The 26,961-nt window shown below is 57.2% G+C and carries 29 protein-coding genes and 1 riboswitch; of the genes, 14 read left to right on the plus strand and 15 right to left on the minus strand.

The features are described 5' to 3' along the window. The first annotated feature begins 202 nt into the window (after positions 1-202). A complete protein-coding gene (locus ACXAET_RS08950; protein ID WP_475183847.1) occupies positions 203-610 on the plus strand; it encodes a hypothetical protein in 408 nt (135 codons plus the stop codon). A 104-nt stretch (positions 611-714) separates the two neighbouring features. Here the strand turns inward: ACXAET_RS08950 and ACXAET_RS08955 are convergent, their stop codons facing one another. Both ACXAET_RS08955 and ACXAET_RS08960 read right to left on the minus strand, forming a co-directional pair. Beyond that, positions 715-2,400: a tryptophan halogenase family protein gene (locus ACXAET_RS08955; protein ID WP_475183848.1), complete on the minus strand. Its 1,686-nt coding sequence runs from the start codon at positions 2,398-2,400 to the stop codon at positions 715-717. A 227-nt stretch (positions 2,401-2,627) separates the two neighbouring features. Continuing rightward, positions 2,628-3,152: a hypothetical protein gene (locus ACXAET_RS08960; RefSeq protein WP_475183849.1), complete on the minus strand. Its 525-nt coding sequence runs from the start codon at positions 3,150-3,152 to the stop codon at positions 2,628-2,630. A gap of 217 nt (positions 3,153-3,369) precedes the next feature. Between ACXAET_RS08960 and ACXAET_RS08965 the strand changes: the two genes are divergently transcribed. Then, positions 3,370-3,849: a YHS domain-containing (seleno)protein gene (locus tag ACXAET_RS08965; RefSeq protein WP_475183851.1), complete on the plus strand. Its 480-nt coding sequence runs from the start codon at positions 3,370-3,372 to the stop codon at positions 3,847-3,849. A gap of 17 nt (positions 3,850-3,866) precedes the next feature. Here the strand turns inward: ACXAET_RS08965 and cmk are convergent, their stop codons facing one another. From cmk to miaB, 10 genes are all read right to left on the minus strand, one after another. Continuing rightward, positions 3,867-4,484, minus strand: a complete 618-nt coding sequence (gene cmk / locus ACXAET_RS08970) for a (d)CMP kinase (RefSeq protein ID WP_475183852.1) — start codon at positions 4,482-4,484, stop codon at positions 3,867-3,869. Continuing rightward, entirely contained in the window at positions 4,481-5,827 is a 1,347-nt protein-coding gene (aroA, locus tag ACXAET_RS08975) for a 3-phosphoshikimate 1-carboxyvinyltransferase (protein ID WP_475183853.1), read from the minus strand. The genes cmk and aroA overlap by 4 nt, the downstream gene beginning before the upstream one ends. Positions 5,828-5,897: 70 nt before the next feature. Beyond that, positions 5,898-6,608: a tRNA (guanine(46)-N(7))-methyltransferase TrmB gene (trmB, locus tag ACXAET_RS08980; protein ID WP_475183855.1), complete on the minus strand. Its 711-nt coding sequence runs from the start codon at positions 6,606-6,608 to the stop codon at positions 5,898-5,900. Between the two features lie 132 nt (positions 6,609-6,740). Further along, positions 6,741-7,922 carry a methionine adenosyltransferase gene (gene metK, locus ACXAET_RS08985; protein WP_475183856.1) on the minus strand — a complete coding sequence of 394 codons (1,182 nt, stop codon included), beginning with the start codon at positions 7,920-7,922 and terminating at the stop codon, positions 6,741-6,743. Between the two features lie 5 nt (positions 7,923-7,927). Beyond that, positions 7,928-7,977: riboswitch (SAM-SAH riboswitch) on the minus strand. Positions 7,978-8,019: 42 nt separating this feature from the next. Beyond that, a complete protein-coding gene (gene lnt / locus ACXAET_RS08990) occupies positions 8,020-9,516 on the minus strand; it encodes an apolipoprotein N-acyltransferase (RefSeq protein WP_475183858.1) in 1,497 nt (498 codons plus the stop codon). Next, entirely contained in the window at positions 9,513-10,400 is an 888-nt protein-coding gene (locus ACXAET_RS08995; protein WP_475183860.1) for a hemolysin family protein, read from the minus strand. Before ACXAET_RS08995 ends, lnt begins: the two co-directional genes overlap by 4 nt. Positions 10,401-10,435: 35 nt before the next feature. Continuing rightward, entirely contained in the window at positions 10,436-10,930 is a 495-nt protein-coding gene (gene ybeY / locus ACXAET_RS09000) for an rRNA maturation RNase YbeY (RefSeq protein WP_475183861.1), read from the minus strand. A 33-nt stretch (positions 10,931-10,963) separates the two neighbouring features. Continuing rightward, positions 10,964-11,986 (minus strand): PhoH family protein, encoded by a 1,023-nt coding sequence (locus ACXAET_RS09005; protein ID WP_475183863.1) that lies wholly within the window; start codon positions 11,984-11,986, stop codon positions 10,964-10,966. Positions 11,987-12,120: 134 nt separating this feature from the next. Beyond that, complete coding sequence (locus ACXAET_RS09010; RefSeq protein ID WP_475183865.1) at positions 12,121-12,885, minus strand: outer membrane protein; 765 nt, start codon at positions 12,883-12,885, stop codon at positions 12,121-12,123. 172 nt (positions 12,886-13,057) lie between these two features. After that, a complete protein-coding gene (gene miaB / locus ACXAET_RS09015; protein ID WP_475183867.1) occupies positions 13,058-14,377 on the minus strand; it encodes a tRNA (N6-isopentenyl adenosine(37)-C2)-methylthiotransferase MiaB in 1,320 nt (439 codons plus the stop codon). Positions 14,378-14,497: 120 nt separating this feature from the next. Here miaB and ACXAET_RS09020 point away from each other — a divergent pair, with 120 nt between their 5' ends. Continuing rightward, entirely contained in the window at positions 14,498-15,361 is an 864-nt protein-coding gene (locus tag ACXAET_RS09020) for a hypothetical protein (RefSeq protein WP_475183869.1), read from the plus strand. Between the two features lie 2 nt (positions 15,362-15,363). Here ACXAET_RS09020 and ACXAET_RS09025 read toward each other — a convergent pair whose 3' ends face one another. Both ACXAET_RS09025 and irrA read right to left on the minus strand, forming a co-directional pair. Further along, complete coding sequence (locus ACXAET_RS09025; protein WP_475183871.1) at positions 15,364-16,161, minus strand: phytanoyl-CoA dioxygenase family protein; 798 nt, start codon at positions 16,159-16,161, stop codon at positions 15,364-15,366. A 254-nt stretch (positions 16,162-16,415) separates the two neighbouring features. Next, positions 16,416-16,832 (minus strand): iron response transcriptional regulator IrrA, encoded by a 417-nt coding sequence (irrA, locus tag ACXAET_RS09030; protein ID WP_068337773.1) that lies wholly within the window; start codon positions 16,830-16,832, stop codon positions 16,416-16,418. Between the two features lie 188 nt (positions 16,833-17,020). On the opposite strand from irrA, the gene fabA reads away from it, so the two are divergent. Genes fabA through ACXAET_RS09050 form a run of 4 tightly spaced genes read left to right on the plus strand, consistent with a single transcriptional unit; the run spans position 17,021 to position 19,850 of the window. Then, on the plus strand, positions 17,021-17,530 hold the full coding sequence (gene fabA, locus ACXAET_RS09035) for a bifunctional 3-hydroxydecanoyl-ACP dehydratase/trans-2-decenoyl-ACP isomerase (RefSeq protein ID WP_475183873.1): 510 nt from the start codon (positions 17,021-17,023) through the stop codon (positions 17,528-17,530). Between the two features lie 48 nt (positions 17,531-17,578). Continuing rightward, entirely contained in the window at positions 17,579-18,808 is a 1,230-nt protein-coding gene (gene fabB / locus ACXAET_RS09040) for a beta-ketoacyl-ACP synthase I (protein WP_475183875.1), read from the plus strand. A gap of 5 nt (positions 18,809-18,813) precedes the next feature. Further along, entirely contained in the window at positions 18,814-19,605 is a 792-nt protein-coding gene (locus ACXAET_RS09045) for an enoyl-ACP reductase FabI (protein WP_475183876.1), read from the plus strand. A gap of 59 nt (positions 19,606-19,664) precedes the next feature. After that, complete coding sequence (locus tag ACXAET_RS09050; protein WP_068337776.1) at positions 19,665-19,850, plus strand: hypothetical protein; 186 nt, start codon at positions 19,665-19,667, stop codon at positions 19,848-19,850. A gap of 24 nt (positions 19,851-19,874) precedes the next feature. Here ACXAET_RS09050 and ACXAET_RS09055 read toward each other — a convergent pair whose 3' ends face one another. Then, positions 19,875-20,303 carry an FKBP-type peptidyl-prolyl cis-trans isomerase gene (locus ACXAET_RS09055; RefSeq protein ID WP_475183878.1) on the minus strand — a complete coding sequence of 143 codons (429 nt, stop codon included), beginning with the start codon at positions 20,301-20,303 and terminating at the stop codon, positions 19,875-19,877. Positions 20,304-20,430: 127 nt separating this feature from the next. On the opposite strand from ACXAET_RS09055, the gene ACXAET_RS09060 reads away from it, so the two are divergent. The 7 genes from ACXAET_RS09060 to ACXAET_RS09090 all read left to right on the plus strand — a co-directional run bounded on the left by ACXAET_RS09060 (position 20,431) and on the right by ACXAET_RS09090 (position 26,945). Then, positions 20,431-21,117: a haloacid dehalogenase type II gene (locus ACXAET_RS09060; RefSeq protein WP_475183880.1), complete on the plus strand. Its 687-nt coding sequence runs from the start codon at positions 20,431-20,433 to the stop codon at positions 21,115-21,117. After that, positions 21,117-21,944: an alpha/beta fold hydrolase gene (locus tag ACXAET_RS09065; RefSeq protein WP_475183882.1), complete on the plus strand. Its 828-nt coding sequence runs from the start codon at positions 21,117-21,119 to the stop codon at positions 21,942-21,944. Before ACXAET_RS09060 ends, ACXAET_RS09065 begins: the two co-directional genes overlap by 1 nt. Continuing rightward, complete coding sequence (locus tag ACXAET_RS09070; RefSeq protein ID WP_475183884.1) at positions 21,941-22,915, plus strand: threonine ammonia-lyase; 975 nt, start codon at positions 21,941-21,943, stop codon at positions 22,913-22,915. Before ACXAET_RS09065 ends, ACXAET_RS09070 begins: the two co-directional genes overlap by 4 nt. A 59-nt stretch (positions 22,916-22,974) precedes the next feature. Then, positions 22,975-23,763 carry a 3-oxoadipate enol-lactonase gene (gene pcaD / locus ACXAET_RS09075; RefSeq protein WP_475183886.1) on the plus strand — a complete coding sequence of 263 codons (789 nt, stop codon included), beginning with the start codon at positions 22,975-22,977 and terminating at the stop codon, positions 23,761-23,763. A gap of 12 nt (positions 23,764-23,775) precedes the next feature. Next, the gene (locus tag ACXAET_RS09080) at positions 23,776-24,498 is read left to right on the plus strand and encodes an alpha/beta fold hydrolase (protein WP_475183888.1); all 723 of its coding nucleotides are present in this window, start codon (positions 23,776-23,778) and stop codon (positions 24,496-24,498) included. 71 nt (positions 24,499-24,569) lie between these two features. Beyond that, a complete protein-coding gene (locus ACXAET_RS09085; RefSeq protein ID WP_475183890.1) occupies positions 24,570-25,769 on the plus strand; it encodes a TCR/Tet family MFS transporter in 1,200 nt (399 codons plus the stop codon). Positions 25,770-25,850: 81 nt separating this feature from the next. Then, positions 25,851-26,945 (plus strand): Zn-dependent alcohol dehydrogenase, encoded by a 1,095-nt coding sequence (locus ACXAET_RS09090; protein ID WP_475183892.1) that lies wholly within the window; start codon positions 25,851-25,853, stop codon positions 26,943-26,945. Positions 26,946-26,961 lie beyond the last annotated feature (16 nt).

Below are 26,961 nucleotides of genomic sequence, written 5' to 3' on the forward strand. Positions count from 1 at the left end.
CGGACGTTAACCGCCCATGTTTAGACGGGTGCTCTATAACGGCTTGGGCGTTGCCCCGCAAGTCGAAAGCTGAACAGCCCCACGTGTCGCGCTTAAACCCGCCCGCTTCACATCGGCTTGATCATGCGTCATACCAGTTGTCCCGACATGCCCAACGCGGCACCACAAAACGTATTCCCTGTAACACAGGAGCATCAGGGCCATGGAAGACTTCAACCTGATCGTTGCGCAGCAGCCTCAATGGATTCAAATCTGGCTGAATATCCTGTCCTTCGGCGCCTTTCTTTTGCCGATTTCCTTGCTGATATGGCGCCAATCGCGTGTGGCTTCAATCATCACTTTGATCAGCAGCATGTTGGCCGCCGCGGGAGTAATTTTTATTTTCAATCAGCTTGGATATGTTCGACTGATGGGGTTGGGGCATATCATTCCCTGGACCCCTCTTGCAGTCTACCTGTGGTATCAGCAAGCCCGCGCCGACATGCCTGAACCACCCAGATGGATTATTCGTTTTATCCTTCTGACGATTACGATCTCGCTGGTTTTCGACTACGCAGATGTCGCGCGCTATCTGCTGGGCGAGCGGGCAGCATTCACCGCTCCGGCCTAGGTTTCCGGTCTGAACACCGAAATTGAGTCACAGAAGGCAGAGGTTTAAGGCTCCGCCTCCCAAGCTTTTGTCAAAACACCTTGCGGGTTGAACGCAATGATACCCTAAAAGAGTTGCAGATCTTTCTTGCCGCTCTGAATTTCAGCAAGGTTTGGCATGTTCTGAATCGTTATGGGTTCAGGTGCCGTACCTGGTACTGCGACTGTTGGTTTTGCGGCATTTGCCATAACAAAGGCTGGTTGCTTCAGCTCGCCGCGGATATCGCGCAAAAGCGTTTTGTGATCCGGCATTGTATTGATGATCTGCGCAAGATCAGCTTTGGCACGCCTCATACCCTGTTCCCAAATCTGCTTTTTCAACGGCCGAACACGATCTCGGATACCAGTCCCATAACCGGTATCATAAGACTGTTTGCCCAACAGAACCGTCTGATAGACGCGATGGTCAAATAGCGTGGCGAACTCGACATCGTGTTGCATCGGCAGACGGTGCTGCCACAACTCCAAGTTCTCGGCCAATCGATCCGGCACCTTCATTTCGGTGCGCGCGTCGATCCAATACTGGTCATCCTTACGATTGCCCAACTTGTAGTGCAGGCAGATAAACTCCAGAACCTCGTTATACAGCTTGTCCATCTGCCGGTTGTACCTGGCCCGTAGCGATGGCTCGATGTCTCGCGTGGGCAGGTGTTCGGCAAACCAGCGTACCGCGTGATCAATCATATGGATCGCGGTGCTTTCCAGCGGCTCGATAAAGCCGCCTGACAAACCAATCGCCACACAGTTCTTGACCCAGGCGTTGCGCACGCGCCCGACGCGCATTGGAATCACGCGCGGCGTAGCGCCCTTGCCGCTGTCACCCAGCCACTCGAGGTATTCATCTGCCGCCTGATCATCCGTACGGTGAGCCGACGAATACACATAGCCCGTACCCACACGGTTGTAGAGAGGCACGCGCCAAGTCCAACCTGCGCCAAGTGCCGTGGATCGCGTGAGGCTTTCGATCTTTCTTGGATTGGGATGCTCGATCTGCAGCGCCATGGCGCGGTCGTTCGGCAGATAGTCCGAATAATCCATAAACGGCTCACCAAGCGCCTGGTTGATGATCAACCCGCGGAACCCGGTGCAGTCCACGACCATTTCGATATCGTGGCGTCCGGCACGTTCCAGCATCAGATGGCTGACATTGCCCTTTTCATCCAACTCAACCGTTTGGACCTCATCCCGAATATGTTCAACGCCGCGCTGGGTGCAGACCTTGGTGAGCATGCCTGCGAATTTCACGGCGTCCAGATGATACGCATAGCCAAACCGCTGTTCAAATTCAGGCTGGCCCAATTGCCGCGCGCCCTTGCACAAACGGCCCAGGTGATCGTGCGGTGAAATAGATTGCGTGAAATCCCGTTCCCCATTGCCAAAGCGCAAGAAATACTCGGCGGCTTCCAACCCTTCGACCATCTGGCCATGCGCAAACGGGTTCACGTAATCGATGCGATTGCCCTTGGCGTCCTTGTTCCAATTGCAGAACTTCACGCCCAGCTTGAACGACGCGTTCGTCTCGCGGAAAAAATCCCGCTCTGAGATGCCCGCCTGACGGAGCGTGACCGGCATGCGCGGCACGGTGGCCTCACCAACACCGACTGTTGAGATGTCGGGGCTTTCGATCAGGCAGATACTCGGTCGATCTTTGGGGGCAGACGTTCGGGAAAACACCATGTCCAGAATTAGCGCGGTCATCCAACCCGCTGTACCACCACCAACGATGGTGATCTTGCGCAAACGATTGTTCATATTTTTAGTCCCTGTTAGCTTGGGGAGTTATCAGCTGCGTCCTCTTGTGAGGTTTGAGTGCAGCTTTCCCTCTTGGCGATCTTTGGACTATAACAGCTTTCCTGCATCCAGCTAGGGCTTATGGCCTCATGCACACCTACCCACCCGGGTCTGTGTTATCAGAGCGTCTGAAAGCAAGCGCAACTGCCTCACTCGCCAACCTTGAGGCTCTGTATTTCGGTCGCGGGTTAGATTTCATCACCTTTTTTCAGAAGCTCTTCGATCAGAGCACGCTGTAGATCGTGGCTGTCACCGCCTCCGAATTCTGCTGCACCACCGGTGTACAAGGTGCCATAGGTTTTGGCGATATTCACGGTCTGAGCCAACCCCGAAATCAACTGATCCCGTTCCAACGACGACAACGGATGAATGTATGCGGCCCACAATGTACCGTTCGCGATCGCATAGCGCGCATCCAGAGTGCTGTCGAAATTCGCCTGCATCATGCGGCGCAGGTCCTCGGTGGACAAATCTTCGGCGCTGCCAATCGCTACCATCGCCCGCATCCGATCCGCAGACGTATCCGTAACAACAAGTACCTGCACATCTGCTACCATCAACTCAAACCCCGGCCCAAGCGGCCGTGCCTCGGGATCAAGTGCGAAAATGATCTTTCCGAGACGCTCATAATCCATCGGCGGCTCGGTTTCAGGGGCATCCTGAGCTGCCAGACTCCCGGCCAAGAAAATCAATACTAAGGCTATTCGGATCAACGCATCTCTCCTATAGGCTACCAGGCAATTATAGAAGTTCCGTGTTAATCTGACCAAACAAAGCTTAGTGAAGAGAGCGCACAGTACCGCGCCAGCTTTGAACGATCTGCAAGATTTGTCGACCTTTCTGCGATAGCACGTTCAAATCAAGCCCCTTAATTCTGTTTCAGCGGTTGGCAGTTCAGCCAGCCGAACCTGAACAGAAAAGGAAATCACTATGAAATCTCTGGTTCTCACAGGCCTGATTGCCACCTTGCCCCTGATCGCGGCCCCGGCCTTTGCGGCGGATGAGATCAACGTCTCGAACGGTATTTCGGCAGCCGGTGCGCCTTTGGCCGCGCACGGTGTCGATCTGGTTGCGCTGCTGCAGGACGGCAACCCGGTCGAGGGCTTTGCAACGCACACGGCGACCTATGACGGTGCGTCCTACTACTTCTCCAGCGCTGCGAATCTGGAAGCGTTCGAAGCCAACCCCGCCGCCTATCTGCCGCAGCACGGCGGATTCTGTTCGTTTGGCGTTTCGGTTGGCAAGAAGTTTGACGGCGACCCAGACCAGTACCTGGTCTCGGACGGCAAACTGTACCTGTTCCTGAACGCCGAAACCCGCGCCGCTTTCTTGAAAGACGTACCCGCGACGGCAAAAACCGCTGACGACCAGTGGTCGAAAATCAAGAGCGTTGCAGTCGGCGAACTGTAATACTCTGCCCCGCGGCGCTATTGCGTCGCGGGGCGTTTGCTTGCGATCAGCGCAACGGCTCGTTCCAGCGCCGCCTCGATACTCAGGTCCGAGGTGTCCAGTCGCACGGCGTCCTCCGCAGGCTTCATTGGCGCCGTGATACGCTCAGCATCTCTGGCATCGCGCTCACGCACATCTGCCAGTACCTGTTCTTTCGTGATATCGGACCCCTTGGCCTTCAGTTCCAGATAGCGACGCTGCGCCCGGACCTCGGCGCTTGCCGTAACGAACAGCTTGACCTCGGCTTCGGGGCAGATGACCGTTCCAATATCGCGCCCATCCAAAACCGCTCCCCCGGCCCGTCGCGCAAAAGCCCGTTGAAAATCAACCAGCGCCGCGCGAACTTCTGGAATTACCGCAACTTTTGAGGCCGCCTGGGCAATCTCGGCTGTCCTGAGATCGCCTTGTTCCAACTCGTCCGCCGTCAAGGCCTGCGCGGCCGCGATGGCGTCCGTGCCATCCAGTGTCCGGCGTCCAACGGCACGGTACAACAACCCGGTGTCCAGATGCGCAAACCCAAAACGCGCCGCGACACCTTTCGCGATCGTCCCCTTACCGGCGGCGGCAGGGCCATCAATCGCCACCGTAAAGGTCATGTGCGCTCGACCTTGGCGCCCAACGAGGACATCAACGGTTCAAAAATTGGAAAGGACGTCGCAATCGGGCTGCCGTCATCGACAGATACTGGTGATTTTGCACCCATGCCCATCACCATAAACGACATGGCAATGCGGTGATCCAAATAGCTTTCACACGTGCCACCGCCGGGAATATTGCCGATGCCCAAGCCTTCGACCGACCACCATTCCTCACCTTCATCGACGGTAACACCGTTGGCACGTAAGCCTTTCGCCATTGCGTCGATCCGGTCGCTTTCCTTCACGCGCAGTTCTTTAACGCCACCCATCATCGTCGTGCCGGTGGCATTGGCTGCAACCACGGACAGAACCGGGTATTCGTCGATCATCGAGGCCGCACGGTCGGGCGGCACGTTGATGCCCTTCATATTCGGTGAATAACGCGCCCGCAGATCAGCGACGGGTTCGCCGCCCTCTTCCCGCTCATTCTCATAGGTCAGATCCGCGCCCATCTCACGCAGAGTGGTGAACAGCCCGGCACGGGTTGGGTTCAGGCCAATTCCCGGAACCAACACGTCGGAACCGGGCGTAATCAGCGCAGCGCACACTGGAAACGCCGCACTGGATGGGTCGCGCGGCACAGCAATGACTTGTGGCTTCAACTCGGGGCGGCCGGTCAGAGTGATAACCCGGCCTTCATCCGTATCTTCGACAGTGATTTCCGCTCCGAAGCCGGCCAGCATCCGCTCTGAATGGTCGCGGGTGGCCTCTTTCTCGATCACTACGGTTTTACCGGGGGCGTTCAGGCCCGCCAGAAGAACCGCGGATTTTACCTGCGCCGATGGAACCGGAACCTCATAGCGCACGGGGATCGGCTCTGCCGCTCCAACAATCGTCATCGGCAAACACCCGCCCGATCGCCCAACCGATTGCGCGCCAAAAAGCGACAGCGGGTCAGTGACCCGTGCCATCGGCCGCTTGTTCAGGCTGGCATCACCGGTAAAGGTCGCGGTGATCGGGCTGGTCGCCATCGCGCCCATGATCAACCGCACACCGGTGCCCGAGTTGCCGCAATCGATCACCTGATCGGGCTCGGCAAAGCCACCGACACCGACGCCGTGCACGGTCCACTCACCATTCCCGTGATCGGTGACTTCTGCTCCGAATGCACGCATGGCCTTGGCGGTGTCGAGAACATCTTCACCTTCCAGCAACCCGGAAATCCTGGTCTCGCCCACTGCCATCGCGCCAAGGATCAGCGACCGGTGCGAGATCGACTTGTCGCCCGGCACCTCGGCTGTGCCGGTCAATGGGCCGCAGGGATGCGAGGTCATCGGGATGGGCGTGCCGTGTCCGGACATGAAGGCTCCTTAATTGCGCTATCAGTGCTCAAGCCGATTAGCGAATTGGGGCCGGTTGGTCCAGCCGCAATCAGTCTTTGCGCCGGAAGGTCAGGTAATGCGGCGTGCGCCCTTCGCGCAAAGCCTTTTGCTCATAGCGGGTGGAAATCCAGTCGTCCCACGGTTCGCGCCAGTCCGAGGGGCCTTCTGCAAGCCATTCGAACCCGGCGCGCGGAACTTCTTCCAACGTCTGTCGCACATAATCCGGAATGTCGGTGGCCACCCGAAAGATCGCACCGGGCTTCAGGGCGCGGGCCAGCGGTTCCAAATGTTCAGGAGTCACAAAACGCCGACGATGATGACGTGTCTTGGGCCAAGGATCGGGATACAGCAGAAACGCACGCGATATACTGGCTTCGGGCAGTACGTCGAACAGGTCACGCGCATCGCCTGGATGCACCGCAAGGTTCTTGACCCCGGCCTTGCGAATCTTACCCAGCAACATGGCAACACCGTTGATATACGGCTCAGCCCCGATAATGCCAATTTGCGGATTGCCCGCGGCCTGATGCACCAGATGTTCGCCACCGCCAAAGCCGACCTCAAGCCAGACCTCTTTACCACCAAACAACGTTTTCAGGTCCAGTGGATGACGTTCCGGGTTGCTCTCCCAATCCACGGCCCCTGGCGACAGGGCATCAAGGTCTTCGTTTAGGTATGCCTTCTGGCTTTGCTTCAAAGCCTTGCCTTTGAAGCGGCCATAAAAGTTTCTGCGGGGGCGTTTTGGTGTCTGGGTGCTCATGGCGGTGCCCATACTGCGCAGGCGACATTGAGGCAAGAGGTGGCCGTGCCCGTGCAGTTAACGGGCCGCCACTTGCCGCATTTTCAAACCATAGAGCGCGCCCGCAAGGGCGCACCTTTTGATAGCAATGGTTCAGACGGCTGCTTTCAGCGCATCAGCCAAATCGGTACGCTCCCAGCTAAAGCCGCCATCAGCGTCCGGCTCCCTGCCAAAATGGCCATAGGCCGCGGTGCGCTGGTATATCGGCTTATTCAGTTGCAGGTGTTCACGAATGCCGCGCGGGGTAAGATCCATAACCTGACCGACCGCTTTTTCGATCACAGCATCTGCGATCTGACCGGTGCCATGCGTATCGGCATAAATCGACAGAGGTCTCGAGACACCAATCGCATAGCTCAGCTGGATTGTGCAGCGCTCTGCCATGCCCGCAGCCACCACGTTCTTGGCCAGATAGCGCGCCGCGTACGCTGCGGAACGGTCTACCTTCGTCGGGTCTTTCCCCGAAAACGCGCCGCCGCCGTGCGGTGCAGCACCGCCATAGGTATCCACAATGATCTTGCGTCCCGTCAGACCGGCATCGCCGTCTGGTCCGCCAATGACGAACTTGCCGGTGGGGTTCACGTGCCACTCGGTCTCATTGGTCAGCCAGCCTTCGGGCAGCGTTTCGCGAATATAGGGCTCAACAATCGCGCGGATATCATCTGAACTCAGCGCCTCGTCCAGATGCTGTGTCGACAACACGATCGAGCTGACGCTGACCGGTTTCCCGTCACGATACACCACCGAAAGCTGCGATTTCGCGTCAGGCCCAAGCGCGGGCTCAGTGCAGTTCTTGCGCACCTCGGCCAAACGACGCAGGATTGCATGAGAATACTGGATCGGTGCTGGCATCAGCGCAGGTGTCTCAGTGGTAGCATATCCGAACATGATGCCCTGATCACCAGCGCCTTCTTCTTTTTCGTCTGAGGCATCCACACCCTGCGCAATATGGGCGGATTGTTCGTGCAGCAGGTTTGTCACTTCGACGGTTTCGTGGTGGAACTTGTCCTGCTCATACCCGATATCCTTGATACAGGCGCGCGCGATCTCATCAATGCGGCCCATATAGTCGTGCAGCTTTTCCTGATCAGACAGACCTACTTCTCCACCAATGACGACGCGGTCAGTGGTTGCAAAGGTTTCGCACGCCACGCGTGCTTCTGGTTCTTCTTTCAGAAATGCGTCAAGGACGGCATCCGAAATACGGTCACAAACCTTATCCGGGTGCCCTTCGGATACGGACTCCGAAGTGAATGTGTAGTTCTGTCTGGACATGAAAGTGCTCCATTAAGATTTCCCCCATCACGCCAGGAAGCCGTTGTGACGGGCTTTCGTGGGGATACGCGCAGTAAACCAAAGGGTCAATCGGTAATTAAGAATGATCCCGCCGCACGTTGCGCCAAAGCAGCGCGAACATAGCCGCCAGCAGGACAAATACGGGAACATCCCCGATCCGCGCATAGACAGTTGGGGCATGCGGTGCAGGCAGTTTTGCATCAATGAACCCTGCCTGTCCCAAAGGCAGCGCGTCCGTGATGCGCCCCAACGGGTCGATCATCGCCGACACGCCTGTATTGGCAGACCGCATCATGGGCAATCCTTGCTCAATCGCCCGCATCCGTGCCTGTGCAAGATGCTGATACGGGCCAGACCAAGTGCCGAACCAGGCATCATTGGTGACTTGCAGCAAAAAGTCCGCACGCCCCGGTGCTGACAAGATATCCTGTGTAAAAACAGCCTCGTAACAGATCAACGGCAACGCCTTCCCCAGTTTGCCAGCATCCATCAGAGCCGCCCCGGGACCAGAGCTGAACCCATGTCCCGCTGTGGTCGCCATACCATGAATCCCGAACTCTGCCATGAGGTTTCCCAACGGCACGTATTCTCCGAAGGGGGCAAGGTGGTGCTTGTCATACAGCCCTGCCTGCTGGCCGGTCTCATCCAAGTAGATCATCGAGTTGTAGATACGCGGCCCATCCCCCCGCTGAATTCCCAGAAACACCGGTGTTCCCTGCGCCGCGTCGATAACTGCGTCGAGATAAGGTTGAGCGCTGCCCAACCATGCCGGGATCGACGTCTCAGGCCAGACGATCAGGTCAGGCCGGGGGGCTGTCGCAGTGAACTCGATCTGACGCGCGAAGAATACGGGCGCATAATCCGGGTCCCATTTCTGATGCTGAGGCGCGTTGGGTTGAACAAGCCGTACGACATGATCAGTCTCTGTCACCTCTGGGCGGGAACTGGCGTAAACCAGTGCAAAACAAGCAGCGCCGACTGTAAAGCCCAGCGGCAGGATAAAACCGCCGCGCTGCGTCAAGGCCGCACCCAAAGGCAGCGTCGCCAACAGTGTCACTGCCCCCAAACCGTACGGTCCAAACAACGACAAAACCTGCGCCATTGGCGAACCAACCCATACCTGCGCCAGCCCTGCCCAAGGGAAACCGGTCAACACATAGCCACGAGCGTATTCTGTCAAAGACACCGCCAATGCCAGTAAAACTGCCTGACGCACCATGGCCGCGCCCGGCCGCCGTGCGATCCAAAAGGCAAGCGCCCAGAACAGGGCCAGCCCGCCCGCCAAGAAGACCAACGCAAACGGTGCCATCCAGGCGTGCCGCTCGGCATCAACGAAGAAAGGCTCGGTGATCCAACTGAGCCCATGGGCGAAGTAACCGGTGGCAAAAAACCAACCAATCCACGCCGCCTGACCGCGTGTTTCGGTTGACAGAAGCAACGGTGACAGCAGCACCAACGCAACCAATGTTGCAGCCCATATCCCGAAAGGTGCAAGACCAAACGCCGCCACCACGCCAAGCAGTGACGCCATAACCAGTCTCAGCCAAAACGGCCAACCCTTGGCTGGGTTCATGCGGCACGGCCCGGCAACATGACCTTCAAACGTTTGATCCGGCGTGCGTCGGCATCAATCACTTCGAATTCCGGACCTTCGGGGTGCAGAACAACCTCACCCCGCGCGGGCACGCGACCCGACAGCATGAAGACCAGCCCACCCAACGTGTCGATCTCTTCCTCATCCACGTCTTCGTGACTGGTAAGCGAGCGTCCGATTTCCGCTTCGAACTCTTCCAATGGAACACGCGCCTGCACGATATAGCAGCCGGGCTTTTCCTGAACCCAAAGCTGATCTTCATCCGCGTCATGCTCGTCAGCGATTTCACCTACGACCTGTTCAATCAGGTCTTCGATGGTCAGCAACCCGTCAACACCGCCATATTCATCAATCACCAGCGCCATGTGGCGACGCTCGGTCTGCATCTTGGTAAGCAGAACGCCAATCGGCATCGAGGGTGGAACAAACAGCAATGTCCGAAGCATTGACACCAGATCGAACTCGGTCGACCCACCATTGAACCCGTGGGTCAGCGCAAAGTCCTTGAGATGCACGAAGCCCAAAGGCGTATCCAAGGTGCCCTCATAGACCGGTATCCGGGATAGGCCGCTGTCACGGAACACCTGCGCCAGTTCGTCTTTCGTGATAGTCGAGGGGACAGAAATGATCTCAGCCGTGGGGATAGCCACGTCCTCGACCCGCATCCGTCGCAGATTGATCATGCCGCGCGGCTGCACCTTGTCGACATCTTGCCCGTTCGTCACCTGGACCTCATCCTCGCTCTGCGGCGAGAACGCATCCACTATTCTAGAGAAGATGCCAGCTTTCTCTTTGCCAGCATCACCGCCGTTCGTAGGTTGCGCGCTCTGCGCCGCCATAGAACTGCCGTCTGTATCACCCATTGTCCTGTTCCAAAAAATCGGCCGTTGTGGCCCGTCTATATCCTATATGGGTCATCGACACCCATTTTGCCAAGTATAGCGACCTCAACCCTTTCCATCAAAGTGGCGTCGGGGTCACGAATGTGATCGTAGCCCAATAAGTGTAACGTGCCGTGAACAATCAGATGCCTGACGTGATCATCCATCGGTTTTCCAGCCTCTTCCGCTTCTCTTGCGCATGTTTCATAGGCAATCGCGATATCCCCCAGCGCGATTTCCCCTGAGAAATCCGCCGCCGGAGATGTCGGAACCTGCCCCGGTTCTTGTGCCGCCAAATCCTCGGACGGCCAGCTGAGCACATTTGTCGGCACAGGCTTTTCCCGGAACTCCGCGTTCAGCTCAGCGATCCGTGCATTGTCACAGGCCAGCAGACTGATTTCGCACAGATCACTGTCCAGGCCGCAATACTCCAACACGGCCTGGATGGACTGCGTGGCCAAGGGTTCCAGCCCTTGCCAGCGCGCATCTTCAATGGTCAGTTCAAGGTTCATGTTACGACGCCCAAAGCCTGCAGCCCCGGACGTTTAACCCGCCTCGCGGCCTGAGTCGGCCTCATACGCTTCGATGATGGCGGCGACAAGCGGATGCCGCACCACGTCTTTAGAGGTGAAATAGTTGAAGCTGATATTGGGGATCGTTTTTAGTAGACGCTCAGCATCCGTCAGCCCAGACTGGACCCCACGCGGCAAGTCGACCTGCGACCGATCACCAGTGATCACCATCCGGCTGCCTTCACCAAGACGCGTCAGAAACATCTTCATTTGCATAGTTGTGGCGTTCTGCGCCTCATCCAAAACCACGAACGCGTTGGCCAATGTCCGCCCTCGCATAAAGGCCAGCGGCGCGATTTCGATACGCTTTTCCTCGATCAATTTGGCCAGTTGCTTGCCGGGAAGAAAGTCGTTCAATGCATCATACAGCGGCTGCATGTACGGATCGACCTTGTCCTTCATGTCACCCGGCAGATAGCCCAGCTTTTCACCAGCTTCGACCGCGGGACGGCTGAGGATGATCCGATCTACATGCCCGCCAATAAACATCGAAACACCTACGGCGACGGCCAAGTACGTCTTGCCAGTCCCGGCCGGGCCAATGCCAAAGGCCAGTTCGTTGCTGAACAGCGATTGAACATACGCCTTTTGCGCATCCGTGCGTGGTTCAACCAGTTTTTTCCTTGTCTTTATCTCGACCGTGCCGCCTCTGAACATCTCAAGCTGGTCACCGTCGCGGCTGCCGGTTCCTTGTTCCGATACGCCCATCCGAAGCTCACGGTCTACATCAGCGGCCTCTACGTCGCGACCGCCTTCCAGACGGGTATAGAGCGCCTGCAAAACCTCGATCGCCTGTTTCTGAGCGTCTTCATCGCCCATGACGGCCAACTGATTGCCGCGACGCACAATCTGGACGGACAGCTTTTGCTCGATGTCGGTTAGATTGCGGTCATACTCGCCGCACAAATCAATCAACAACCGGTTGTCAGGGAATTCAACAAACGCCTCGCGCGGGGGCATGTCATCTTGCGGTGGGGTAAGGGCACCGATGGCCAATCCGTTCTCCTGTCTTGGCGTTAATGCTCCAAGCGTAGACAACAATTCTCGGTGGGCGCAAGCCACAGTTTCATTTTTTAAGAAACGGATGGTAAAACCGCCGAAACCGCGTCCGCCTACAACAGTTGGCAGTCTCAGAACGTATAGTTCAATCCAAAGCGCAAACCGCGGTATTTAGGAGTTGACTCGGTCGAGAAGCCATTGCCGAATTCAACCTCACGCGAGTCGAACTGAACGTATTCAAACTCACCCGTGATGGACCAGTTTTCGTTCAGCCTGTGTTCTGCACCAATACTCGCCGAAAAGCCATTGCGCGTGTCGCTGTCTGAAAAGGATTGAATTGTTGATCCCAACTCTAGACCGCTTGTGGTTGTCACATCGCCCTGCACATAACCGACTGTAAGGAAGTACAAAATCTTGCCGCTTTTGTTCGTTACACCATTGCGAAACCGCAACGAGAGGATGTCCGAAACTTCGGACCCTCCCGAAACTGAAACAGAGCCAATATCTGTCGACGCGTCGTCTTCTATCTTGCCAAAATCGTATCCGATTTCAAATCCATAGACATAATCGCGCCCGCCGGTCACAGGTACGCTGCCACGCCATCCCCCGCGGAGACCACCATAGCCGCCTTTCAAATCCAGCTCGCCTATCGCAAATAGATCTGCAGGGGTACGAAGACCAAACTGGTCCGTTCCAGTGGAGGCGTAGCCCGCGCTCAGCCCAAGATAGAACGCGCTTACATCAGCATCCAGGCGTTTCGGACTGGCAACCGGTGGATCAGTCAGCCCAGTATTCAGGTTGCCTGCAAACGTCGCACCGGAAAGAAATGAAAGCACCAGCACGATCGGGGCTAAGAATCGCATGTTGGGTGCAAAGCAACGCGTCAGGGTTTCCACTCGTCTCCTCCATCGACCCAACAAACGGGTCAGCACAGTACGTAGCTTTAGGAACCAATGACCCGGTTCAAAAAACTAATCTTTCTGGGAACATAGTTGCCAGTCATAAATCAAGGGTTAACGACTGGAATAAATCCTGACTATGGCTTTCAAACAGCACTTGTTTTCAGCTTCAGATCAGTTCACCAGCCAGCGAATTCGCACCTGAGTTTGTGATCCGTACGTCCCTTAACTCGCCCACTGCAACATCGGCACCGGATACGTGAACCGAATGTAAATACTCGGATTTTCCGACCATTTGCCCAGCGAGACGGCCGGGTTTTTCAAAAAGCACGCTGACCTTGCGCCCAACCATTGCATCCTGAATTTCGCGCTGATGCTGCGTGATCAAAGCCTGCAAACGCTGGAGGCGATCATCCGCTGCATCGGGGTCCACCTGGGGCCGCTCGGCTGCAGGTGTGCCCGGGCGGGTGGAATATTTAAACGAGTATGCATAGCCGTATTTTACCGCTTGCACGAGGTCCAAGGTCGCCTGAAAATCTTCTTCGGTTTCTTCAGGAAAGCCGACTATGAAATCGCCAGACATCACGATATCAGGGCGTGCGGCGCGAATACGCTCGATCAGACGAAGGTAGCTTTCGGCTGTGTGGCTGCGGTTCATTCGCTTTAGAATACGGTCTGATCCCGATTGCACCGGCAGGTGCAAATACGGCATCAGCTTGTTGCAGGTTCCATGCGCTTCAATCAGGTCATCTGCCATGTCATTGGGGTGCGAGGTGGTAAAGCGGATACGTTCCAACCCATCAACTTTATTCAATTCCCAGATCAATCCCGCAAGGGTCATATCCCCGTTGGGTCCAGCCCCGTGATAGGCATTTACGTTCTGACCCAACAGAGTGATCTCGCGCACACCACGTTCAACCAGATCTTGCGCCTCACGAATGATGCGATCAGCCGGGCGGCTCACCTCGGCCCCGCGCGTATAGGGCACAACACAGAAGGCACAGAATTTGTCACAGCCTTCCTGAACGGTCAGGAACGCTGTTGGGCCGCGTTTTGCCTTTGGGCGGTTCTTGAGCTTTTCGAACTTGTCTTCCTCGGGGAAATCCGTGTCCAGCGCTTTGGCGCCAGTGCGCGTCTTCGCCTCCATCTCGGGTAGCCGATGGTAGCTTTGCGGCCCCACAACCAAATCGACCAAAGGCTGTCGGCGCATGATCTCTTCGCCTTCGGCCTGCGCAACACATCCTGCCACGCCGATCTTGAGGTCGGGCTTTTCCGCCTTCAACCCTTTGAACCGACCAAGCTCGGAATAGACCTTTTCGGCGGCCTTTTCCCGGATGTGGCAGGTATTCAGCAGGATCATATCCGCGTCTTCCGGGCTTTTGGTTTCAACATAGCCCTGCCCGCCCAGCGTCTCGGACATACGTTCGCTGTCATAGACGTTCATCTGGCAACCATAGGTTTTGATGTACAGCTTTTTGGGTTCTGACATGGGTATGGCCTTTGCGTTCGCGGGATCGGCGTCATCTATACCCGACGAACGCCGCTTGCAATGCCAAGGCGGATACCCGATTTTGAACGCAGATTCCAGCCAAGTGGAACCGGACAGGCAATGCAATACGACTCATTCGACGTTTTCCTGAACTCAGGCAGATCAGCCCTTGCAGAAGGTCCTGTTGCGCTCATTTTTGCCGAGGACAACATCGAGGTCGACAGCACCCTCCGGCATCATTTGCATCTTGGCTTTAAGTCTGTGATTGCCTTCATGCCGCAAGATTTTACGCTGGACCCCGCGCTTGTGGACCGTATCCACCGCGTCAACCTGACCTGTGTTCCCGGCGCGATTGTCTTCGACACCATCAACCGGATCATTCAGGCCGCTCCGAACATCTGGATGTACTACTGCTACAACGCCGAATACCTGTTCTTTCCGTTTTGTGAGACCCGCACGGTTGGCGAATTGCTGACCTTCCACACCGAGGAACGCCGGGACGCGATGCTGAGCCACGTGATCGACCTGTACGCCGATGACCTGAACAGTTTTCCGAATGGCGTGTCACCGGAACGCGCGATGTTGGACAGCACAGGATACTACGCCCGCTCACGCCATGATGCAGAGGGGCACCCGGTTGAGCGGCAATTGGATATGTCGGGCGGTCTGCGATGGCGATTCGAGGATCACATCCCGTATGAGCGCCGGCGGATTGACCGCATCGCTCTGTTCAAATCGCAAAATGGCTTGGAACTCCGCCCCGATCACACGTTCAACGAACCGGAATACAACACCTACTCGTGCCCCTGGCACCACAACCTGACCGCAGCCATATGTTCTTTCCGCGCGGCGAAAGCGTTAAAAAGCAACGCAGGCTCAACCTTCGATATCCCAAGTTTCTGCTGGCAAAACTCGGTGCCCTTTCAGTGGACGTCAGGCCAATTGCTTGATCTTGGACTCATCGAGCCGGGGCAGTGGTTCTGAGGTCAACGCCTGAGCAGGACTGGGAACCAATCTTCACGCAGGCGCTGGCCAGGGGTCATATCGTGTCCGGGAAACGGCGGCGACGTCCGGCCCGGACGTTCGACATAGCGCGCATCGTCCCCGACAAAACGCAGGGAAAACGCCCGGCGACGACTATCGGACCGGTTTCCGCGCGCGCCATGAAGCGTACGGTAATTGAACGCCACCGCGTCACCCGGCTCCATTTCATACTCGACGACCGTCATCCCCTCGGCATCCGGGTCCGGGACGGGAATGTACTGACCCTCATCCGGAAAGAATCCCTCTTCCGACACCCAGCGGGTGGGCAAGACCTCTTTCTCCCACAGATGCGACCCAGCCACGCAACGCAGCGTGGCTTCTCGCACCGGGTCAAGTGGCGACCAAAAGCTGATCGTTTGCTGACCTTCGACAAAATAGTACGGCCCGTCCTGATGCCATGGTGTGGCCATCGACGTGCCGGGCTCTTTCACCAGTACATGATCGTGGAATACCTGCACGGTTCGCGATTGCATCAAGTCCGCCGCGACTTCGGCGGCCGGAGAGTTCTCGATGACGTTTCGAAATTGATCAATCCGAGACCAGTTGCAATAGTCATCGAAGAACAATCCTGTCTCGCCCTGTTTTCTGTTGTCCGACGCGTACGGGCCCGGATTCGCCATATTTTCGGCCACACCGTCTTTGAGGTCTTCAACATGATCAGAGAAAAGACCTTTGATCAGCACGACACCGTCGCGCTGATAGGTATCGATCATCTCTTGCGTGACCAATGGGTGCGTCATGCCTGTCTCCGTTCCGTAGGCCTGCGTGATCTGGGCATGAGACTGCCCCGGTGTTCAACCCATATCTTAAAGGAAACGCGTGGTACTGGGTATCTGACTACAGGCGCACGACTCCGCACCCGGCGGCTGGCTTTGCTCAACACTGGAGTTCCGGCGGTGCTATCACCAAGTCACCCTTTGTCCGCGCACACATGTTAAAACGCCGCAATTCAGAGCTTTCCAAATTACGCTCTGCTCACAAAAGAAACGTTACGTTATTTTTTCCGCAGACGGATCACGACGTCGACCGAGGCGATTTCCACGCCGTCTGGTGCTTGGGGCAGGCGTTGAATCACAAGCTGATCTGACGGCGCATCGCTTAGACGGCCCTCATCCTCCCAAAAGAAATGGGGATGATCATGCGTGTTGGTATCAAAATAGCTTTTCGACCCGTCCACGGTGATTTCCTGCAACACACCAGCGTCGCAAAACGCGCGCAGCGTGTTATAGACAGTTGCCAGGGACACGGCATCGCCGTTTTTTTTCGCCGCTTCAAAAAGGCTTTCTGCTGTGACGTGGCGGTGCAGCCCGTCCCCCACCAGCAACTCCGCCAGTGCAACGCGTTGACGCGTCGGACGCAACCCTGCGTCGACCAACCAAGTCGTGGCTATGTTCTGGCTCTGAGGTGTCATAGATCCGATACCTGTTATTTGCTGAACTATATATAAGTGCTGTGGACAGGCAATTTCAAATGAAATTCAGTCGCAAAGGACCCTCGGAACATCTCATGGTACTGGCGACCGCTCTTGCAGGACCTTGCATACGGGTGCTAGACGAGGCCAGATAACATAAACAGACCCCTGGCAGGAGAGGCGGCATAATGGCCCAATTCCCGAGCAGCTTTGACAAGGACGATCTGCTGAAATGCGCCCGTGGCGAGTTATTCGGCCCCGGCAACGCGCAGCTGCCTGCCCCACCAATGCTGATGATGGATCGTATTACCGAGATTTCCGGCGATGGTGGTGCGCATGGCAAGGGTCACGTGATTGCCGAGTTCGACATCACTCCGGATCTTTGGTTCTTTGACTGTCATTTTCCCGGCAACCCAATCATGCCGGGTTGTCTTGGTCTTGACGGGTTGTGGCAACTGACCGGCTTCAACCTCGGGTGGCGCGGCTGGCAAGGACGTGGCTATGCGCTGGGTGTGGGCGAGGTCAAGCTGACCGGTATGGTCCGCCCGGATCGAAAGGTGTTAAAGTATTTCGTCGACTTCACAAAAGCCGTACAAACCCGTCGTCTGACCATGGGTGTCGCTGACGGTCGGGTCGAAGCGGATGGCGAAGTCATCTATCAGGTCAAGGACATGAAAGTTGCATTGTCTGATAGCTGACCCCAGCTTTCGGCAATGTAAAAGGGAACGGAACACAGGAGTACGCATATGCGTCGCGTCGTCGTCACCGGTATGGGGATCGTCTCCTCGATCGGGAACAATGTCGAAGAGGTGCTCGCCTCGCTCAAATCAGGCAAATCCGGCATTGAGGCCAACGAGCAGATGGTCGAACATGGCTTTCGCAGCCAGATCGCCGGGTCATTGAATATTGACGTGGCCGAGCACGTGGACAAACGCACCCTGCGGTTCATGGGCCCTGGTGCAGCTTACGCTCATATCGCCATGACACAGGCCATAGCTGATTCCGGTTTGACCGAAGATCATGTGCAAAGCCCGCGCACGGGTGTGGTTGCAGGATCTGGCGGCCCGTCGACAAGCGCGATGCTCACGGCACATCAGACTGTGCTGAAAACCGGTGCCACCAAGCGGATCGGACCGTTTGCGGTTCCCAAATGCATGTCTTCGACAATTTCGGCCAACCTGGCGACGGCATTCAAGATCAAGGGCCTCAATTATTCAATCACGTCGGCCTGCTCGACCTCGCTGCATTGCATCGGCAACGCAGCCGAGCAAATCATGATGGGCAAGCAGGATGTCATGTTCGCCGGTGGCGGGGAAGAACTGGACTGGACGCTGTCGTGCCTGTTTGACGCCATGGGCGCGATGTCTTCGAAATACAATGACACCCCGGAGAAAGCCTCGCGGACCTTTGATGCGGACCGCGACGGTTTCGTAATCTCCGGCGGCGGCGGCATTGTGGTGTTGGAAGATCTGGAGCACGCGCTGGCTCGCGGCGCAAAGATTTATGCCGAAGTGACCGGCTTTGCAGCTACGTCGGACGGGCATGATATGGTGGCCCCCTCGGGTGAAGGTGGTGAGCGCGCGATGCGTCTGGCACTGGCAACCCTGCCCGAAGGCCGCAAGATCAATTACATCAACGCACACGGCACCTCGACCCCGGTCGGCGATGTGGGTGAGGTCGAAGCGGTTCGCCGCATCTTTGGTGAAGGCAAAGTGCCTCCGATTTCTTCGACCAAGTCGTTGACGGGCCATGCGCAAGGCGCAGCCGGCGCGCTTGAGGCGGTTTTCTGCCTCTTGATGCTGGAGCATGACTTTATCGCGCCATCGATCAATGTTGAAACACTAGCCGAAGGCATCCAGCCCGGTGAAATTGCCACTCAAGTGGTTGAAAACGCAGGTTTGGACAGTGTGATGACCAATAGCTTCGGCTTTGGCGGAACAAATGGGTCCATGGTCTTGTCAAAGTATAGCGGGTAACAATGATGTCGGATCTTTTAAAGGGCAAGCGTGGCCTGATCATGGGCGTGGCGAATGACCGGTCAATTGCGTGGGGCATTGCCAAAGCCATGCACGAAGCGGGCGCAGAGCTTGCATTTACCTATCAGGGTGAAGCATTCGGCAAACGTCTGGAGCCGCTGGCCGCGAGCATCGGAAGCGACTTCATGGTGGATACGGATGTCACCGATGATGCCTCGCTGGATCGGGCCTTCAACGAGTTGGCCGCACGCTGGCCAACCATTGACTTTTTGGTTCATGCCATCGCCTTTTCGGACAAGTCCGAATTGACGGGTCGATTTCTGAACACCTCGCGGGCGAATTTCAAGAACTCAATGGATATCTCAGTTTACTCTTTCATCGAGGTTGCCCGCCGGGCGCATCCGATGATGAAAGAGAATGGCGGTTCCCTGATTACATTGACCTATCAGGGCTCGAACCGTGTGGTTCCCAGCTATAACGTGATGGGTGTGGCAAAAGCCGCATTGGAATCGGCCACGCGCTATCTGGCCAACGATCTGGGCCCCGATGGCATACGCGTAAACGCAGTCTCGCCCGGGCCGATGAAAACGCTCGCCGGGGCAGCCATCGGCGGCGCGCGCAAAACCTACAAGTTTTGTGACCAGAATGCGCCCATGCGGTCCAATGCAACGCTAGAGGCCGTTGGCGGCACCGCGGTGTATCTGGCCTCTGACGCCGGGATATGCACAACGGGTGAGGTCATTCGCGTCGATGGTGGCTTCCACGTTCTGGGTATGCCACAACCCGATCACATGTGACCTGAACTTTCCCTGTCCTTGCCAAGATTTAACCATCTTTCGTCGGCAAGGATAACGGCATGAGCAAAGCAGACCAAATCATCGCAAACACCTCAAAGGTGTCCCGGCGCAAATCGGGGTTCTTGGGCCGTCGCGGACGTATCGCGTTGCTGGCCCTCACCACATTGCTGGTGCTTTTCGTGTTTCTCACACAGCCCAATACACGCGAAGCCCTTGCAAACTGGACCAGCCTGATTTCAGGCTGATCCTCAAACACCGACCCAAGTCACCTAGTTGATCGAGACGACTTCGATATCGAAAATCAGGTCCTGCCCTGCCAGCGGATGGTTGGCATCGAGGGTAACGGTCGCCTCGTCCACATCCACAACCGTCACAGGCAGGGCTTGCCCATCAGGCGCTTGCATCTGCAACTGCGTACCGAGGTCCAAAGGGATGTCATCCGGGATACCGTCGCGTGGAATCTGCTGCCGCATCGCAGGGTTGATGGGTCCGTAAGCGTCGACACAAGCGATCTCAACGCGTTTTTTCTCGCCTGCTGTCAAGCCAGGCATAGCCGTGTCCAACCCCGGAATGATCTGACCCGACCCGACAACGAACTCCAACGGATCACGTCCTTCGGAACTGTCGAAGACGTTACCGTCCAGCAGTGTCCCTTTGTAGTGAATGCGAACCGTGTCGCCTTGCTTGATCTCGGTCATGGGTGGCCTCCGGCCGTTGGGAAATTGAACGGCACAGCCTAGGGTCTGTCACGGCATTGTAAACCCTTCCCTCTTTTGCGTCCCGAACTCTTGTGACACGCTGCGCCTGACCAAGGGAGAAGACTTGATGCCTATCACCACCTGTGTATTCGACGCCTATGGTACGCTGTTCGACGTGGCCGCAGCCGCGCGACAGGCTGCAGCCGAACCCGGATTCGAGAAACTGCAGCAGAAATGGCCCGAGTTGGCTAATAACTGGCGGCTAAAGCAGCTGCAGTATACGTGGCTGCGCGCGATCACGGGTGCGCATGCCGATTTCTGGGACGTCACACAAGATGGGTTGGATTGGGCGCTTGAGGCCTCGGGGCTGGAAGGCGACGCGGTCTTGCGTCAGCGTCTGCTGGACCTGTACTGGCAGTTGCAGGCCTATCCGGAAGTTCCCCAGATGCTGGCCGACCTGAAAGCCGGAGGTTTGCAAACCGCGATCCTGTCGAACGGTTCATTGCCGATGTTGGACGGCGCGGTGCAGTCGGCTGGTATTGGTGACGTGCTGGACGACGTACTTTCGGTCGAAAGCGTCGGCGTCTTCAAACCGCATTCCAGTGTCTACGATCTGGTGCAGAAACGCTTTGGTGGCGAACGGGATAACGTTTTGTTCGTCAGTTCAAACGGTTGGGATGCGGCAGGAGCCAGCGGATACGGATTCGTCACCGCGTGGGTAAACAGAGCCAACGAGCCGATAGACCGCTTGCCTTGGACACCAGCGCATGTACTGTGCGACCTGACGACGATCCCTCAACTCGCTGGGCTTTAATGGCTTTTTTCACCACCTCCGATGACAGACGCCTGTTTTATTCGGATACCGGCGCAGGAATCCCGCTGCTGTGTCTTGCCGGTTTAACCCGTTGCAGCCGGGATTTCTCGTTTCTCGCACCGCATGTCACTGACCTGCGAATGATCACGATGGACTACCGGGGGCGTGGCCAATCGGATCACGATCCGGATTTCATGAACTACAACATCTTTCGCGAATCCCACGATGTGATCGAGTTGTTGGATCATTTGGGCGTTGAGCGCGTGGTCCTTCTTGGCACCTCGCGCGGCGGTCTGATAGCCATGGCGCTGGCGGCCAGCCACCCCGAGCGTCTTTCGGCTGTGATTCTCAACGACGTAGGCCCGGTGATCGAACCCGTCGGCATTGCCAAGATCATGGACTATGTAGGCAAACAACCCGCCTCAAGCACCTATGATGAGGCCGCGAAGACGCTACAGCTTGCAATGGCGCAGCATTTCCCCGGTGTGTCGCTGGACCGATGGCGGCAGCAAGCTGAAATACAGTACGAACAGACCGAAACGGGGTTGGTCCTGCGCTATGACCCCGCGTTACGGACTGCGCTTCTGGATCAGGCAGCGGCTGGTGCTACGCCCGATATGTGGATGTTCTTCGACGCACTGCGCGACATCCCGACCGGAGTTATTCGTGGTGCGAACTCAGACGTCTTGGGCAAGAACACGCTTGATGAAATGCACAGACGCCATCCCGGTCTTATATCCGCCGACGTCCCTGATCGCGGCCATGTGCCGTTTCTGGACGAACCGCAGTCTCTGGACCTTATCCGTAAGGTAATTGGCAAACTATGACGACATTGAAGATGATCGAAGCCGCCGCCGGGCGGTTACAGGGCCACATTCGGGAAACGCCTTTGCTGACCTCGCCTTTTCTGGATGAACTGGCCGGGCGGCGTGTGTTGGTCAAGCCTGAATGCTTGCAGCATACCGGCAGTTTCAAATTCCGTGGCGCTTGGTCGGCGATTTCCGCGCTCAGCGATGCAGAACGGCAGCGCGGCGTGATTGCGTATTCCTCTGGCAACCACGCGCAGGGGGTCGCGCATGCGGCGGCTATGCACGGGACATCGTCGGTGATCGTCATGCCCTCGGACGCGCCACGGCTGAAGATCGACAACACCCGTGCGCTGGGTGGTGAGGTTGTTTTGTACGATCGATCAAACGAGAGCCGAGAAGAAATTGGCGAGGCACTGGCGGCTGAACGTGGCCTAACCCTGATCCGCCCCTACGATGAGCCTCAGGTGATTGCCGGTCAGGGCACAACCGGGCTGGAGATCGCCAGGCAAGCGGCAGCCATGGGCGTGGAACAAGCCGATGTTCTGGTGTGTTGCGGTGGTGGCGGTCTGACCTCGGGGATCGCGCTGGCACTTGAAGGCCACGCACCCGGCCTTCGCACCCGCCCGTGTGAGCCTGAGGGCTTTGATGATGTCAAACGATCCTTGGCCACGGGGCAGATAGAAGGCAACACCGCGACTGCGGGCAATATCTGCGACGCGATCCTGACGCCGCAGCCCGGAAACATCACCTTTCCGATCATGCACCGCCTATGCGGGCCGGGTCTGACGATCACAGAGAAAGAAGCGATGCATGCAATGGCATTGGCGTTTCTACGTTTGAAAATCGTGCTGGAACCCGGAGGCGCCGCATCGCTGGCTTCGGCACTGTTTCGAAAGGATGAAATCGAAGGTGACGCAGTGATTGTCGTGGCGTCAGGGGGCAATGCAGACCCCGAAGTCTTTGGCAAAGCACTGAAATTCTTGACCTGACACAGGTCAATAGTCCAGTCTCTTTGCTACATCAACGTATGACGATAGGGGATTAAGTCATGCAAATCTTGGATATAGGAGAGGTGCGTCTGCACTATCGGGTCGATGGTGATCCGAGCGGCGCGCCCATCGTTTTTGCCAACTCACTAGGTACCGATTTGCGTCTTTGGGACGCGGTGCTGCCTCATCTTCCCACAGGTCTGCGCATCATCCGTTTTGACAAGCGCGGGCATGGCTTGTCGTCACAACCGCCAGCCCCCTATTCGATGGGTGCGTTGGTCCGCGATACCGAAACCCTGCTGGATCATCTGGAGGTTCGGGATTGTGTTTTTGTTGGCCTTTCCATCGGCGGTTTGATCGCGCAGGGTCTGGCCGTAAAACGTCTGGATCAGGTTCGTGCGTTGGTCCTGTCGAACACCGCCGCCAAGATCGGCACGCCTTCTATCTGGCAAGAGCGGATGGATGCGGTTCGGCAAGGTGGTATCGAAGCACTTGCCGATGCGACGATGGAGCGGTGGTTTTCCAGATCATTCCGCGCTTCGCCGGATCACCTGCTGTGGCGCAACATGATGGTGCGGCAGCCAGTAGGCGGCTATCTTGGATGTTGCGCCGCAATTTCTGGCACCGATTTCTACACGCCCACCAGCGGCCTGCGCCTTCCCACACTGGGAATTGCAGGCAGTGAGGACGGATCGACTCCGCCCGACCTCGTGCGCGAAACGATCGACCTGATCCCGGGTTCCAAGTTCGAGCTGATGCGCCGGGCGGGGCACTTGCCCTGTGTTGAACAACCATTGGAATACGCCGCGCTGCTGCGAAGTTTCCTGACCTACATCGGGCATATTTGAAGGAGCAAGATTGTGGCAGATTTTCTGTTGGTCCATGGATCTTGTCATGGCGCCTGGTGCTGGCGTGATCTGATTCCGCCATTAACCGCACTTGGGCATACTGTTCGCGCCATTGACCTGCCAAGCCACGGCTCGGACCCGACACCGATTGCGGATGTCACGTTGGACAGTTGCCGCGACGCGGTGTTGTCAGCCTCTGCGCCGGAGACAATTGTCGTTGGGCATTCCTGGGGTGGTTATCCTGTCAGCGCCGCTGCTGAGGCCGACCCCAAAGCAATGCGCGCGCTGATATATCTGTGCGCCTATGTCCCGCAAGACGGGCTTTCCATGATCGAGATGCGCCGACGTGCCCCGCGCCAGCTCATCACCGACGCAATTGAAAAGTCAACCGATGGACAGGCATACACCGTCAAGCCAGGCGCGGTCCGAGATATTTTTTACCATGATTGCCCGCCCGAAACGGTGCCCTATGCCCTTGCGCGCCTGTGTCCGCAGGCCATCGCGCCGCAAGAGACACCTTTGTCTTTGACCGACAAGTTTGCGCACGTTCCCAAGGCCTATATCCGCGCCACAGATGACCGTACGATCCCACCGGAATACGAAGAGCAGATGAGCCACATCGCACCCGAAGGATTACGCAGGGCGATCGACAGTGCGCATTCCCCGTTTTTCTCGCACCCGCGTCATCTGGCGGAAGTTCTGAATGATCTGGAACAGAGTCTGCCTGCGGCGTAACCAAGCGACGTAAGTGCTTCACAGGTGAACGATGCGTGATAGGGTCCCGGTGAAACTCACGAGCGGTCACCATGCGTTTACCCTTTCTCTTCGTTCTCGGCACGGTCATGATCGATGCGATGGGTATCGGCCTGGTGTTGCCGATCATGCCGGAACTGATTGTCGAGGTTCAGGGCGGCACGCTGGCCGATGCGGCGATTTGGGGCGGAGTTCTCAGCACGGCTTTTGCTGCGATGCAGTTTGTGTTCGGGCCAATCCTCGGCAATCTGTCTGATGCTTATGGACGACGCACGATTCTATTGGTTTCGCTGTTTGTCATGTCCCTTGACTATGTGGTGATGGCGCTGGCCGGCAGCATATGGCTGTTACTGATCGGACGGATTGTCGGCGGTATCACGGCCGCCACCCATGCCACCGCGGCCGCCTTCATGGCAGATGTCTCAAAGCCCCATGAAAAGGCCGCGAACTTTGGCCTTTTGGGCGCGGCGTTCGGTGTTGGTTTCGTGCTGGGCCCCGTGATCGGAGGAGGGCTGAGCGAATATGGCACCCGCGCGCCGTTCTGGGCGGCTGCCGTCTTGTCAGCCCTGTCTTTTCTACTCGGCTTGATGGTGATGCCGGAAACGGTGACCGACAAAACACGCCGTGCCTTCAGCTTGCGACGCGCCAATCCCGTGAACTCTTTGCGCGCAATCGCCGCGCTGCCAGGCATCCGTCCAATGCTGTGGGTTTATTTCCTCTATTCGGTTTCTATCTACGTCTATCCTGCAATCTGGGCCTATTTCACGACTGAACGATTCGGCTGGTCACCCCAGATGATCGGCCTGTCGCTGGGCATCTACGGAATTGGGATGGCCGCTGTTCAAGGTGGCCTGATCCGCCCCGCAACACGGTATCTGGGCGAGAGGGTCACAATTATCTATGGTATGGCGTTTGAGATTGTCAGCTTTTTTCTACTGGCGTTTCTAACCAAAGGGTTCATCGCGCTTATGCTGATCCCCATTACTGCGATCGGCGCTGTTGTCACCCCTGCCCTACAGGCGCTGACGTCCCGGGCGACTCCGGACTCCCAGCAAGGAGAGTTGCAGGGTGTGCTCACCTCACTGCATGCTCTGTCGATGGTAATCTCCCCGCTGGTGATGACGACCGTGTTTGCGCAATTCATAAGACCGGACGCGACATTCTACCTGCCCGGCGCGCCTTTCCTACTTGCCATGTTGCTGATGTGCGCGGGATTCGCGATGTTTTTGCGCGCGCGCCCTGCCGTGGCGTAACAACGACGCATTGATGACGGTTTCTGTCTTGCGGCCTGCGGTTTCCCGCGCCACCGTGCCGAAAAGGGAGCAAATACCAGCATGCAAAAAATAAAAGCCGCCGTATGTCGGGCATTCAACGAACCTCTGGTTATCGAGGATATTCTGATCGCGCCCCCTGCAACGGGTGAGGTTGAGGTAACTCTTGACGCGGTCGCGATTTGCCATTCCGACATCACCTTCGCCAGCGGCGCGTGGGGTGGCCATCTGCCCGCCGTTTACGGGCATGAGGCTGCTGGGGTTGTTACGGCAATCGGTGATGCTGTCGGCGATTTCAAGGTTGGGGATGCCGTCGTTGTCACCCTGATCCGTGCATGCGGGACGTGCCCGTCCTGTGCGGGCGGACAGCCAACCATATGCGAGACACCCTATGATACCGTGAAAGGCCCATTGCGGACCGCGGACAACGGGCCACTGGATCAGGCGATGGCCTGCGGTGCCTTTGCCGAAAAGGTCGTTGTAAGCCACCGGCAGATCGTCAAAATCCCATCGGACATGCCGAAAGATGTTGCCAGTCTGCTGTCTTGCGGGGTCATCACCGGGGTCGGTGCTGCGGTGAATGCCGCCAAGCTTCGTCCGGGTCAGGACGTGGTTGTAATCGGCGCTGGCGGCGTGGGGCTGAACGCCATTCAGGGCGCGCGGCTTGCCGGCGCACGGCGGATCGTGGCCGTCGACATGACCGAGGAGAAGCTGGAAATCGCCAAGGAGTTCGGGGCAACGCATGGTGTGTTGGCCAGCACTCAGCACCCCTGGAAAGCCGCCTTCAAGGCGCTGGGTGGGCGCGGTGCAGACGTGGTCCTGATCACTGTTGGCGCGATCCCGGCCTATGATCAAGCGCCACGATATCTGGGGCGGGGCGGCAAGGCGATCATGATCGGCATGCCGCATTCGGGTGATATGTCCACTTATGAGCCGGTCGTTTTGGCAGCGCTGGGCCAGGGAATCGTTGGCTCTAAAATGGGTGATGTGGTTATTCAGCGCGATATCCCGTGGATGATCGACCTCTATGATCAAGGGCGGTTGAAACTGGACGAGTTGATCTCGGGCCGATGGTCGCTGGATCAGATCAATGAGGCGATTGCGGACACCAAAACCGGATCGGCAAAGCGCAACGTGATCCTGTTCAACAGAGACTGACCAGAAGGGGCTTGGG

The organism is Ruegeria sp. AWH4_226 (assembly GCF_056159225.1).